At 47.4% G+C, this 12,961-nt stretch carries 13 protein-coding genes; 6 read left to right on the top strand and 7 right to left on the bottom strand.

What is annotated here, in order from left to right; translation table 11 throughout:
* Window positions 1–1,452 (bottom strand): DUF4912 domain-containing protein (locus LAY41_RS32600; protein ID WP_338022973.1); only part of this gene is annotated, 1,452 nt, incomplete at its 3' end.
* Between the two features lie 543 nt (window positions 1,453–1,995).
* Window positions 1,996–4,527: an IMS domain-containing protein gene (locus LAY41_RS10975; protein WP_249097287.1), complete on the bottom strand. Its 2,532-nt coding sequence runs from the start codon at window positions 4,525–4,527 to the stop codon at window positions 1,996–1,998.
* A gap of 371 nt (window positions 4,528–4,898) precedes the next feature.
* Here LAY41_RS10975 and pdhA point away from each other — a divergent pair, with 371 nt between their 5' ends.
* From pdhA to LAY41_RS10990, 3 genes are all read left to right on the top strand, one after another.
* A complete protein-coding gene (gene pdhA / locus LAY41_RS10980; RefSeq protein WP_249097288.1) occupies window positions 4,899–5,933 on the top strand; it encodes a pyruvate dehydrogenase (acetyl-transferring) E1 component subunit alpha in 1,035 nt (344 codons plus the stop codon).
* 204 nt (window positions 5,934–6,137) lie between these two features.
* Window positions 6,138–6,449, top strand: a complete 312-nt coding sequence (locus LAY41_RS10985; protein ID WP_249097289.1) for a DUF4258 domain-containing protein — start codon at window positions 6,138–6,140, stop codon at window positions 6,447–6,449.
* On the top strand, window positions 6,446–6,613 hold the full coding sequence (locus LAY41_RS10990; RefSeq protein WP_249097290.1) for a hypothetical protein: 168 nt from the start codon (window positions 6,446–6,448) through the stop codon (window positions 6,611–6,613). Before LAY41_RS10985 ends, LAY41_RS10990 begins: the two co-directional genes overlap by 4 nt.
* A 44-nt stretch (window positions 6,614–6,657) precedes the next feature.
* On the opposite strand, the gene LAY41_RS10995 is transcribed toward LAY41_RS10990, so the two are convergent.
* From LAY41_RS10995 to LAY41_RS11010, 5 genes are all read right to left on the bottom strand, one after another.
* Window positions 6,658–6,876 carry a DUF6887 family protein gene (locus LAY41_RS10995; protein WP_249097291.1) on the bottom strand — a complete coding sequence of 73 codons (219 nt, stop codon included), beginning with the start codon at window positions 6,874–6,876 and terminating at the stop codon, window positions 6,658–6,660.
* On the bottom strand, window positions 6,873–7,091 hold the full coding sequence (locus LAY41_RS32775) for a DUF6888 family protein (protein WP_420840314.1): 219 nt from the start codon (window positions 7,089–7,091) through the stop codon (window positions 6,873–6,875). Before LAY41_RS32775 ends, LAY41_RS10995 begins: the two co-directional genes overlap by 4 nt.
* 29 nt (window positions 7,092–7,120) lie before the next feature.
* On the bottom strand, window positions 7,121–7,837 hold the full coding sequence (locus tag LAY41_RS11000) for a Uma2 family endonuclease (RefSeq protein WP_249097292.1): 717 nt from the start codon (window positions 7,835–7,837) through the stop codon (window positions 7,121–7,123).
* 77 nt (window positions 7,838–7,914) lie between these two features.
* Window positions 7,915–8,436 carry a DUF29 family protein gene (locus tag LAY41_RS11005; RefSeq protein ID WP_249097293.1) on the bottom strand — a complete coding sequence of 174 codons (522 nt, stop codon included), beginning with the start codon at window positions 8,434–8,436 and terminating at the stop codon, window positions 7,915–7,917.
* A gap of 16 nt (window positions 8,437–8,452) precedes the next feature.
* Window positions 8,453–9,169 (bottom strand): Uma2 family endonuclease, encoded by a 717-nt coding sequence (locus tag LAY41_RS11010; RefSeq protein WP_249097294.1) that lies wholly within the window; start codon window positions 9,167–9,169, stop codon window positions 8,453–8,455.
* Window positions 9,170–9,457: 288 nt separating this feature from the next.
* On the opposite strand from LAY41_RS11010, the gene LAY41_RS11015 reads away from it, so the two are divergent.
* From LAY41_RS11015 to secF, 3 genes are all read left to right on the top strand, one after another.
* Window positions 9,458–10,441 carry an alpha-ketoacid dehydrogenase subunit beta gene (locus tag LAY41_RS11015; RefSeq protein ID WP_249097296.1) on the top strand — a complete coding sequence of 328 codons (984 nt, stop codon included), beginning with the start codon at window positions 9,458–9,460 and terminating at the stop codon, window positions 10,439–10,441.
* A 133-nt stretch (window positions 10,442–10,574) separates the two neighbouring features.
* Window positions 10,575–11,972 carry a protein translocase subunit SecD gene (gene secD, locus LAY41_RS11020; protein ID WP_249097298.1) on the top strand — a complete coding sequence of 466 codons (1,398 nt, stop codon included), beginning with the start codon at window positions 10,575–10,577 and terminating at the stop codon, window positions 11,970–11,972.
* On the top strand, window positions 11,969–12,955 hold the full coding sequence (secF, locus tag LAY41_RS11025) for a protein translocase subunit SecF (protein WP_249097299.1): 987 nt from the start codon (window positions 11,969–11,971) through the stop codon (window positions 12,953–12,955). The genes secD and secF overlap by 4 nt, the downstream gene beginning before the upstream one ends.
* The last annotated feature ends 6 nt before the right edge of the window (window positions 12,956–12,961 follow it).

A 12,961-nucleotide genomic window follows, 5' to 3' on the forward strand; every position in this document is an offset into this window, starting at 1 on the left:
CGGCACCGCATAAGAACTCAAAGCGTAGGAACTTGCCGCAGGTACATAAGAACTTAAAGCGTAGGAACTTACTGCCTGTTCGTATGAACTCAAGCCGTATGAACTGACGCCGTATGAACTTACCGCCTGTTCGTATGAACTCAAAGCGTAGGAACTTACTGCCTGTTCGTATGAACTCAAAGCGTAGGAACTTACTGCCTGTTCGTATGAACTCAAGCCGTATGAACTCAAAGCGTAGGAACTTACTGCCTGTTCGTATGAACTCAAGCCGTATGAACTGACGCCGTATGAACTTACCGCCGGTACGAAGGAACTAACGCCGTAGGAACTTACTGCCTGTTCGTATGAACTCAAGCCGTATGAACTGACGCCGTATGAACTTACCGCCGGTACGTAGGAACTAACGCCGTAGGAACTTACCGCCGGTACGTAGGAACTGACGCCGTAGGAACTTACCGCCGGTACGTAGGAACTGACGCCGTAGGAACTAACGCCGTAGGAACTAACGCCGTAGGAACTAACGCCGTAGGAGCTAACAGCCGGTACGTAGGAACTAACGCCGTAGGAGCTAACAGCCGGTACGAAGGAACTAACGCCGTAGGAACTAACGCCGTAGGAACTAACACCGTAGGAGCTAACAGCCGGTATAGAGCCCGGTACCTGTTGCATAGAGCCGAATACAGAACCGGCTACCCGCTGCGCTTCGGCTTCTTTAGCCAAACCAAATATCTTCTGGGCGACGGCAACTCCTACTACTCGCTTGCTGGGAGGAACTAGCTCTAGGAACTTCTTGCCGCGCAGGTCTTCTTCCCAAGAAACGGAGATGAATTGATCTTCAATCCAGTCACTGGGATAGATGGGAGGCATATGTACGGTAGCGCAACGAGCCAGGACGAGCCAGCGGCCATCGGCTGTTCGGTAGCCGATATCGACCACATAGTCGCGATCGCTCACTGGTATGGGCAGATACCATTCCCGCGCCAACTCATCGCAAGGGTATTCTTGAATGCTGTGCGGACTCTGGAACTCCAGATTAAGGTCGGTGACATCGTAAAGCCGCAGGGCAATTTGTTGTCCCCCTTGACGGCGCAATTCTTCCTTACGTTCGTTGGGAATATCCCAATAAGCGTAAGCCCATTGCGGGTCGCGAGGCATTAAAACAATGCGGCTAGAGCCGTAGCCAGCGGGAAGATCGGCTAATCCTTCATCTACAGAAGACAGATTGCCACCAGTACGATCTTCCTGACCTAGTTCAAATTTTGCTGCTTCCACTGCTTCTTGTGCCTCCAATGTAAGACGATCGGTAGAACCTTGAGCCCGTTGTGCTTCTAAAATCGACGCCAGCAGCTGCTCTTTACGCATTCGGCTATAGCGAGAAATGCCGTACTCACTCGCAACTCTTCGGAGTTGCCGTAATGTCATTTCCTCTAAAGGTGGGCGTTCTTTTGCCATATGGTTGTGGTCTCCAGTAATTTGAACGACTCTAATGTTGCTCCTGATTTATTAAATTTGTTCGCAGTCTAAACACAGTTAGCTGGGAACCCTTTATCCTCCTTATGCCTTTTTCATCTCTTTTTATTTGCGGCAATATCTGCCATTGCTCTATTTGACAGGTCTGTAAAAACAGAACTCTCAAGTGAAACATTCTTTTATTCGAGACTGCGTAGAACTAACACTATTTGAGTCACAGGCTGGACATTAGCTTTGTTTTGGGATCGCGGGGATCGCTCGGTTACCAATATGTTGCAGAAAAGTTACAGATAAAGTCAAGAGGTTTCGATAGGGATTATGAGTATATCTACGCATTTATAGGCAACTTGGGAGGATTATGTCATGATTTCATGACATATCTCGGATTTCAGTAGCGGTTAAATGTCAGGGTTTCATGACATTACCTTAATGATGGAGCAGGCGTTCAAAAGTCAGGCGTCCAAAAGCGCCCGTCGCTTTTGAACGCCTGACTTTAAGTTGTGGATGAAAGCTTCCTGCAATAGTCTATAAAACCTTCATATTCTGAATGCGCCATTGACCATTTTGGCGCACCAAGTCATACCGGACACGCAGGTTAGAGTCGTAAGATTCTTTCTTAATCACTTTATTGCGTTGAAAGTGCTGAGCGGATTCGCTCACCTGTGCTTCCACTCTGGCTTGATTCGGATCGATCTGACGGATCTCGATCGAATCAACCTTAAGGTCATGCTTATATTCTCGATACCAGTTTTGTCTCTTAGCTGTTTGAGCTAACCTTTGCCATCGAGGTAAAACTGGATTGGCTAAGATTTGCTTTAACCGATCGACATCGTGGTCTGGCCCGAAAGCTTTTGCTTTAGTGGATAGCCAAGTTTCGATCGCTTGCTGGGCAACCTCTTTTGTCACTGGGCCAGGGCTACTCAATAAAGAAGCGTCAGCTGTGGGAGTAGGTTCGGGCGGCGGTTCAACCTGCACCACTGGCTGCGTGGCTGGCTGCGGCGTCTTGGAGAACAAGTTTTTTTGAGCCCAAACAACGAAAAGCAGAAAGATTCCTATCCCCATAGCACCGGCGACGAGCAGCCACTTTGGCGGTATCTGTTTAGTAGTTGCTGACTTAGCCGAAGTTTCTTCAGAACTTTGACGTAGACCGGAAAAGAAATTCCTGAGATTTAGCTTCGACCATCGATTGGTACGCCCAGAACGCTTCGTTCCCTGACCCTGCTTGGTCGGGTTGGCTCTATTTGGAAACTCTCTGAGTCCTGGCTGCGATTCTCCTGTGTCGTCTTGGCCCGACTCCGGTACGGATGGGCTTTTGGAGGTACGCCCAGCAGCAGGCGTTGCAGTGTATGACTGCGCCTCTTGTGAAGAAGCTCCTTTGCGCTCTCCCGCTTTGGCATTGATGCGCTCAGCGGCGGGGAGGGTTTGAACGCTCCCTGTACTGGCGTTTTGTAAGGTGGTGGGAACGGATGCTCCTTCGGTAGTGCTGCGAGGGAAACCGATCGCATTTCCCAGTTCGTCAGTCGGCGTACTGCGAGGAATAGCACTTATGCCAGCCGCCGACCTAGATTCGACTAAGGTTTTAGTTCGCTGGATCTGACTTTTAAGACCTTGTACTGTCTCGCTTTCCGATTCTGTATTTGACGTTCTTGCCGTATCTCCAAGACTGGGTGAGGCGGTTTGCGGTGTTCCTGATGGACGCTGGGAGCCGATCGCTTCCCACTCATTAGCTGCATCGTTTGTAGGCAGTGCTTCTAGGCTTGTTTGCAACTGTTCGTCGGCGAAGTAATCCTTCAGGGAAACCTTTTCCTTAGCCAAGTCTCGGAAATGAGGAAATACTTCCGTTTGCAACCAGCGTTCGCTATACAAACAAAGTCCTGGCAACAAATCTGGCGATCCTTGAGAATGTTCTCGAATAAAAGCCAGCGACTCGTATTCGCCAGAGAATTCTAAGGCGTGAGAAGCATCCTGGGTTCGTCCGAGTAGCAGGGCGCATACAGCTTGTTCCAGATGCACGTCTTGGCGCTTACCGAGACGCATCAGCATCAGCATCGCTCGCCGGATCGAGGCGGGCTGGCGTTGAATAAATCCCCGTGCCAATAGAGCATAAACTGCCAGGTAAGTGGCTACAGCCGAGGGACGACGAGCTTCTTCTTCAAACAGAGTCTGTTGCTCAGATGAGGTGAGATAAACGCGAATTTGTTGGATAAAGCGGAGAAAGTCATCTATGCTCAGTCCCGATCGATCGTCGCCACCCCCATCCATGCCGCCGCGTTCGTGCAGCATTTCTCGCAATAGCTGCAATCCCGATCGTCTTTGTTCTACCTTTTCTTCAGGTAGTGCTAGCAACTCCATTACTCGATAGGGGCGCAACTTGTTTAGGTCTGCGTGGATTTCTCCCCGGACGCTGGCAAATATTCCTTCGCGTAAAAGTAATTCTTGCCCTTCGCACAGGGAATTGGCGGCATCTTCATATCGACGTTGCTGCCATTGCTCTCTACCGAGTTCCAAGCAAGCCAGGGCGACAGTTAACACAATATCCTGTCGGATGATTTTGGGTTCTCCAAATCGGCCTTTTTCGATCGAGGCGCTGCTATTGCTGAGGTAGGAGCGACCCAACTTCAATACCAGTTCGTATTCCCCCAATTCTTGCAGAATCAGCAAGGCACCGATGAATTCCTCGTCATTAATTTCGATACTGGGGGCAGGGTTAGCGCTGCCAGCGATCGATGTAGCCCCAGCTGCGGTTGCTGGCTCTGCCTGTTGGTCAAAGGAGGTAGTTTTTGCTTGCTCGTCTGCGGCGTTGGCAGACTGTGGGCTAAACCCGCCCTGTGTGTATGTGTTAGCGAGGAAACTGGCATCGTAAGCCCTACGCTCTTCTGGATCGCGGAGGACGACGTAGGCTTCGTCAAGCAGTTGTTTGCGGGCGGCGATCGACATTTCCGAATACTCGCGTCTTGGCAGTTGCAGGATGCGATCGCCATAAGCCTGCTCTAACTGTTCCCCAGAAGCCTGTATCGGCACACCCAAAATTCGGTAATAATCCAGTGGAATACGCACGAGCCCCTATCCCCAGCAGCGAAGAACTAAATTAGCTTATGTTATCGAATATAAGCCACTAAAAACAGTGCAATATGTCAAATGTTGTTTGGTGGCGTTGGAGTTGATTGCCTTTTCCCTGATGAACAGCGACCATCGGGTCATGCTTATTCTACTTCAGAAGCTCTCAAACCGATCGGCTTCTAGTGATTCGAGGGGCCGATCGCTTTGCTGAATTTTTGCCGCGTCCCTGCCAAAGACCCGATTCAGGTTGCTAAACTTCACGGTATCTGGCAGTCAAATCAGTTTCCAGAATACATTTTCTGTCATCAAAAACCCCGATACTGCAAAAATAATAAGTTTGGGTCTTGCTGCGAGGATACAACAAATCAATGGTTCAGGAACGGACTTTACCTGTTTTTCAGACTGCACAAGTACAAATATCCAAAGAAGAAGGGCTGCGGCTCTACGAAGATATGACCTTGGGGCGCTTCTTTGAGGATAAGTGCGCCGAAATGTACTACCGGGGCAAAATGTTCGGTTTTGTCCATTTGTATAACGGTCAAGAGGCTGTGTCTACTGGCGTGATCAAATCTTTACGACAAGACGAGGATTACGTTTCCAGCACTTATCGGGATCACGTTCACGCTTTGAGTGCTGGTGTACCGGCTCGCGAGGTGATGGCAGAATTGTTTGGTAAGGCGACTGGTTGCTCGAAGGGTCGCGGTGGCTCGATGCATATGTTCTCTGGGCCACATCATCTGCTGGGCGGTTATGCTTTTGTGGCTGAAGGGATTCCTGTTGCTACTGGTGCGGCATTTCAATCTAAGTATCGCCGGGAAGCTTTGGGAGATGCTAGTGCTGACCAGGTGACAGCTTGCTTTTTTGGGGACGGTGCGGCCAATAACGGTCAGTTTTTTGAGTGCTTGAATATGGCGGCTCTCTGGAAACTGCCGATTCTGTATGTGGTGGAAAATAATAAGTGGGCGATCGGTATGGCTCACGATCGGGCCACTTCTGTCCCGGAAATCTACAAGAAAGCGGCTGCGTTTGGGATGGCGGGTGTGGAAGTAGACGGGATGGATGTGTTGGCGGTGCGCCAAGTAGCACAGGAAGCGATCGATCGCGCTCGTGCTGGTGAAGGCCCGACTGTAATTGAAGCACTTACCTACCGTTTCCGAGGTCACTCTCTGGCCGATCCAGATGAACTTCGCTCTAAAGAAGAGAAGGAATTCTGGTTTACCCGCGATCCAATTAAGAAGTTGGCTGCTTATCTGATTGAGCAAAGTCTAGCTTCTGGGGATGAACTCAAAGCGATCGAGCGGAAGATTCAAGCTGAAATTGATGATGCCGTGAAGTTTGCTGAGGAGAGTCCTGAGCCCGATCCTAGCGAACTATACCGTTTCATTTTTGCGGAAGACGAGTAGTAGCACGACACGGATAGCACTGATGCACGGATGGGAAGATGTTGTGTATTCCCATTCCTGTATCTGTGTATATTTGTGGCAGATATGAAGTCTACTAGGAAAGAAAAGTTTTCGGATTCTTTTCTCTAGCAAAGATCGCATTTTCGGCTAAGAGTGCGAGCGCAGGTGATTTAATAGAAAGGGCGATGCAGTATTTACTAAGACATGGACATTGATGACATTATAGAGGCGATCGCAACAAATCGGGTGCAGCTATCTCAACATAGTTTAAATGAAGCGGCATTAGACAATCTTGCCATAGATGAAATTTACTTTTCAGTAATCGAAGGAGGTGAAATAATTGAAGATTACCCAGACGCTTATCCTTTGCCAGCTTACTTAGTCCTGGGATACAACCTGACGGAAGAGCCGATTCATTCAGTCTGGGGATACAATGAAGGAACCCAAACAGTTCGTCTAATCACAGTCTACCGTCCCGACCCAAACCGTTGGATTAATTGGAGGATAAGAAGATGACATTAAAAAAATTGCAACAATGGGCGCAATCACAAATTGATAATAGCGCCGAACCTGAAATTAGACCAGATATTGCAATTACAGTGTTGCAGTTAGTTGACGAGCTTGAAGAATTAAAAAACAAGCTAAGAGAATTAGAGGAAAAAGTAACTACAACTGCTTAAATAGAAAAAGCCTTTTGGGGTAAAAGCGCGATCGCCCAACCAATTTAATTATCCGATCGCCTACCAGGATCTCGGCGTATTTTATCCAAAAAATCAGGATAATTATCCAAATCTTCAGGTGATTTTAGAGGCGGCATTGTTACCCAATTTCCCTCTTTTTCTGCCTTATCTACGTAAGCGTAGAAAGCTTCATTATCATCTGGATGAGCAATTACGTAAGTTCTTAATTCTTTGCGAGTCATTGCCTGAAAATTTGGTTTCATGTTTCGTATCTCCATTCACCATCTTGGTCGATCGATATTTCGTGTTCTTCACCCGCCAAGATAAACACTTTGCCTGTGCGTTCATCCAAACGTACCAGAAAAATAGGCATATACATCTTTGTCAGTCTGCAACAAAGAGTAAAGCATTGAAAAGCCTGCGCTACTGTAGGAATAGTGGATGCCCCTATAAACTCTCCCTTATCTAGTTTACACAAAAAATTTGGTAATAGCAGTATTACATCTACTAACTACTACTCAACCTATTCACGAAATTACCATGTTCTTCGGTTGCCAAACCTTGCTGCACTACAGCCAAAACTTGCGCTAAATCTCCATTTATTAACGCGGACACAGCCAACCACAAACCAGGGAATATTTCGCTGCGAATTACACCATTTGCATCTGCTTCTAATTGCAGGTATTCACCTTCTCTCAACCGAAACCAATTTAATTGTTTGTCGTTAACTTTCCATACTAAATATTCCTGCACTCCGTTACGACGATAAACCCTTAATTTGTCATGCAAATCGTAAGAAGCAGTACTAGCTGCTATCTCTACAATTAATTCCGGCGCACCATCAATATAATCATCATCGCTAATGCGAGATTGACCGCCTACACTAGGATCTAATCGCAGTAGTGCATCTGGTTGCGGTTCGTTCTCCAAATCAAGACGAACTGTAGCATTGTCACATAACATCACCCCAGGTGTTGCGGCAGAGTAGACACCGAGCCAAGTGATAATATGACCGTGAGGTTGACCGTGACTTGTAGCACGCACTGGTGATGCCATATAGACCACTCCTTCAATTAATTCAGCTTTTTTGATATGCGGCATTGCTTCATAACGCCTCTCGAACTCATGCCGCGTTAGTCTGTCGCCATTCTCTAGGGGTGGTATGGTAGCCTTAACGGTAGCTTGTGGCGGTGTCGAACCGGATATTGATTTTTGTACAAACATAAGATATGACCTTGCAATTACCGCACTCATTATCTTCACGATAGCGATCGCTCTTCACCTTGTGTCTCATGCTGACTCTATCTTTGCCTACCATATTGCCAATTTTCACCACCCGGTAACTGAGCTAAATGCTCTTTAATAACCGATGGTAAAGTTTTTGCTGAAGGATCGTAAGTCAGATCCAGCAACTTTTGTGCAGTCATCATTATCTGGTTTTTATCTACTATCTCTAGTAGTTCAAACGGTGTATATATTCCATCGCGTACTTCCACGCTGGCAGCATCAATTGCCGCCTCAAACTCATCTTCAAGCATTTCCTCCCATTCATCTATCTTAAGGTAGTAAGATGTTTTATCTTGTAAATTCAGCTTTTTAATCTGACGAATAGAATCGGAGATGGAATTTGCCCAAGAATTGGTTAATCGTTGCTCAACTTGGTTCTTAATTAAATGAACCAGCAACCTAAGTAAAAAGGATTGGATGTTACGCAGTATGGCTTGTCTGCTCATTCCTTCTAATTCATCTACAATTATCAAAGCATCTGTGTAGCGTCCTTCCAGGATGCTTGCTCTTAAATTTGTGAGTTCCTGAGTCGTCATAACCCATCACCTTAAACTAACTACCACTTAATCGATTAACAAAATCCGCGTGTTCTGTTGTAGCCAAACCCGCTTGCACAACACCTAAAACTTGAGCCAAATCTCCCTCTAGCAAAGCAGAAACAGCCAGAGCCAAACCAGGAAACATTTCGCTGCGAATTACACCATTTGCATCTGCTTCTAATTGCACGTATTCGCCTTCCCTCAATCTAAACCAATTTAATTGTTTGTCGTTAACTTTCCAGACTAAATATTCCTGCACTCCATTACGACGATAAACCCTTAATTTGTCATGCAAATCGTAAGAAGCAGTACTAGCTGCTATCTCTACAATTAATTCCGTAGCACCTTCAATATAATCATCATCGCTAATGCGAGATTGACCGCCTACACTAGGATCTAATCGCAGTAGTGCATCTGGTTGCGGTTCGTTCTCCAAATCAAGACGAACTGTAGCATTGTCACATAACATCACCCCAGGTGTTGCGGCAGAGTAGACACCGAGCCAAGTGATAATATGACCGTGGGGTTCACCGTGTCTTCTAGCACGCACTGGTGATGACATATAGACCACTCCTTCAATTAATTCAGCTTTCTTGATATGCGGCATTGCTTCATAACGCCTCTCGAACTCATGCCGCGTTAGTCTGTCGCCATTCTCTAGGGGTGGTATGGTAGCTTTACCTGTTGCCTGTTGCTGTGGGGAAGCGGATAGGGATGTTTGTAAGACCATAAGATATTACCGTGTAAGAGAAATCAGCTCTTATCTTTAGGATAGCGATATGTCTGAGGCTGTAAAAAGTCTTGTGACAGGACTTACGCATTTGCCCCCCTAACCCCCCAAATTTGGGGGGGGACAAGACTTCTTCTCCCCCAGATTTGGGGGCTGGGGGGCGTGAGTGCGTAAGTCTTGTGAGATAAGTATCTTGCCTGTTTGGAAAGGGAATAGTGTTCGTATCAGCACAATTTCCAGCCCCAAAAAGGTAATATGAGGGTTTGACAAACCCCTAATCAGCGACCGATGGCAGAAACATTATTCTTCAACGCACTGCGGGAAGCCATTGATGAAGAAATGGCACGCGACGAGTCCGTATTTGTCCTTGGTGAAGACGTAGGTCACTATGGCGGTTCCTACAAAGTGACCAAAGACCTGCACAAAAAATATGGAGATTTGCGCGTACTCGACACTCCGATCGCAGAAAATAGCTTTACCGGCATGGCAGTAGGAGCCGCAATGACGGGATTGCGGCCTATCATCGAAGGGATGAACATGGGCTTTTTGCTCCTGGCGTTCAACCAAATCTCCAACAACGCCGGGATGCTGCGCTATACTTCCGGCGGGAACTTCAAAATTCCGATGGTGATTAGAGGCCCAGGCGGCGTCGGCAGACAGTTGGGTGCGGAACACTCCCAGCGACTGGAAGCTTACTTCCAAGCAGTTCCGGGTCTGAAAATAGTCGCTTGTTCCACACCTTACAATGCCAAAGGACTACTCAAATCTGCCATCCGCGACGATAACCCAGTTCTATTTTTTGAGCACGTCCTGCTCTATAACTTAAAAGAAAACTTGCCAGAGAAAGAATACCTGCTACCCCTGGATAAAGCAGAAGTGGTGCGTCAAGGTAAAGATGTGACAATCTTGACTTATTCGCGGATGCGCCATCACGTCATGCAGGCAGTTAAGGGATTGGAAAAACAAGGTTTCGATCCAGAAGTGATTGACCTGATTTCCCTCAAACCCTTAGACTTCGATACGATCGGTGCTTCCATTCGGAAAACTCACCGGGTGATAATTGTGGAAGAGTGTATGAAAACTGGCGGTATTGGAGCAGAATTAGTTGCTTCAATTAACGATCGCCTGTTTGACGAACTCGATGCACCCGTATTGCGCCTATCTTCCCAGGATATCCCCACGCCTTACAACGGCAAACTGGAAAGCTTGACGATCGTGCAACCGGAGCAAATCGTGGAAGCCGTGCAAAAGATGGTTGCGCTACGGGTGTAGCTGGATCTGATAAACCCGCTCAAAAAGGATTATCATAGCATTTGTCACAAATAAAGGGCAAAAGAAAGAAATTATTGTTTCCTCTTTTGACTTTTGAATGAGTGCCTTTTGCCTTTTTACGGCGGGTTGCAGTATGCAAAAACAGCGTTCCTTATTGGCTTTGATCGTAGTTCTGGTAATTGCTGCCATCACAGTAATTGCTTTGGTGCCAATCCGGTTGGGATTGGATCTCCAAGGTGGGGCACAACTGACGATTCAGGTGAAACCGTCAGAGGAAGTCAAGGTAATTACCCCTGACGTTTTGGAAGCGGTTAGGAGAGTAATCGATAATCGCATTAACGGTCTGGGAGTTTCCGAATCTTTGGTGCAAACTGTGGGGCAGGATCAGATCCTGGTGCAGTTACCAGGGGTGAGTGACCCCCAACAGGCGGAAAGAGTGCTGGGTGGCACAGCTCAGCTGGATTTTCGCGAACAAAAGCCCGGTACCGAACCTCAGCTGTTTGCCGAACAACAGGTAAGACGGCAATTGTTGGCCGATCGGGATAAGTTTAGAAAAGCTGCCGATAAAGCTGGACTCGAACAAGTTCAGCCGAAAATAAACCGCAGCAACGAAGCGATCCAAGCTTTGTACGAACGCACTAATCCCCCACTGACAGGCAAAAACCTCAAAGATGCCTTCCCCACAACCGATCAAACCAATAATTGGAGCGTGGTGTTGCGCTTTGATGGTGTGGGGGGCGATCTGTTCGCGAATCTAACTAAAAACATCGCCGGTACCGGACGCACCCTGGGCATTTTTCTAGATAACGAACTGATCAGCGCTGCTACCGTTGACGTTAAGTTTGCTCAAGCTGGCATCACGGGCGGAAGTGCTGAGATTAGCGGCAACTTTACGGTACAAGACGCGCAGGACTTGGCGATCCAGCTCAAAGGTGGGGCCCTGCCAGTTCCAGTGGAAATAGTGGAAAACCGCACGGTGGGTGCCACTTTGGGGCGAGACAGCATCCAACGCAGTATCTACGCAGGTGCGGGGGGTTTGACTTTCGTCTTAATCTTCATGGTGGTTTACTATCGACTGCCCGGTTTAATTGCGGACGTGGCTTTGATCATTTACAGCTTGCTGACGCTAGCCTGCTTCGTTTTGCTCAACGTTACTTTAACGCTGCCTGGAATTGCGGGTTTTATCCTCAGCATCGGTATGGCGGTTGATGCTAACGTGCTGATTTTTGAGCGCACGCGGGAAGAATTGCGTGCGGGTAAGAGTTTATATCGTTCAGTTGAGTCGGGATTTTACCGCGCTTTTTCGAGTATTTTGGATAGTAACGTGACGACGTGGATTGCTTGTGCAGCTTTGTTTTGGTTGGGCACTGGTTTGGTGAAGGGGTTTGCTTTGACGCTGGCACTCGGTGTGGCGGTGAGTATGTTTACGGCGATTACTTGTAGCCGGACGCTGTTGATGGTTGCGATCGCTATTCCCGAACTACGCAAACCGGAGTTATTTGCCCCCAAAAAAGTTGAGGTAAAATCATGAAATTACAAGTAAACAAGCAGCGATCGCTTTGGTGGATGAGTTCTGCCGTTATCCTGATCGGCGGTCTCGCTGCTATGCTGATTTCTTGGGCGCAAATTGGCGTCCCCCTGCGTCCCGGTCTGGATTTTGTCGGTGGCACGCGCCTGCAATTTGAATTGGATTGTACAATACCCAATAATTGCGATAAGCCGATCGACCTTACCGCAGTCAACGAAGCCATAGACGCTCAAGGTTTAGCTAATACCAGTGTCCAATTAGTCGGTAAGCAAGGTCTTTCTATTCGCACAAAAGACCTCAAACCGCAGGAACGCACTCAGTTGCAAACTGCCATCAGTCAAAAAATCGGCACTTTCGATCCCAAGAAGATTCAAATTGATACGGTTGGCCCTACGATCGGGAAGCAACTGCTCAATTCTGGCTTATTGGCTTTGCTGATTTCCTTTGCCGGTATTGTGGTCTACCTCAGTTTCAGGTTTCAGTTAGACTACGCCGTTTTTGCGATCGTTGCTTTGTTCCACGATATTTGGCTTACCATTGGTATTTTCGCTATCTTGGGCTTGGTGCTGCACATCGAAGTCGATAGCTTGTTCATTGTTGCCCTTCTGACGATTATCGGCTTCTCAGTTAACGATACTGTGGTGATCTACGATCGCATTCGGGAGATTATCAGTAAAGATGGCAATCGTTTAATTGGCGATATTATTGATGATGCGGTCAATCAAACTTTGACGCGATCGATCAACACTACAATGACTGTGTTGCTGACATTGCTTTCTATCTTCCTATTTGGCGGAGAAACCCTGAAATACTTTGCCCTAGCCCTAATTATTGGCTTTACCACAGGTGCTTATTCCAGTATTTTCATCGCTAGTACTTTGTTAGCTTGGTGGAGGGAACGCACGGGTCGCGCTATTCCCGTTCCTGCCCAAGGGCCACAGGAGATTGATGACTCTGGTAGTCCTGACGATCTTAGAAGCATTTGAATGTTA

Origin of the sequence: Argonema galeatum A003/A1 (genome assembly GCF_023333595.1) — a bacterium.
GTDB lineage: Bacteria > Cyanobacteriota > Cyanobacteriia > Cyanobacteriales > Aerosakkonemataceae > Argonema > Argonema galeatum.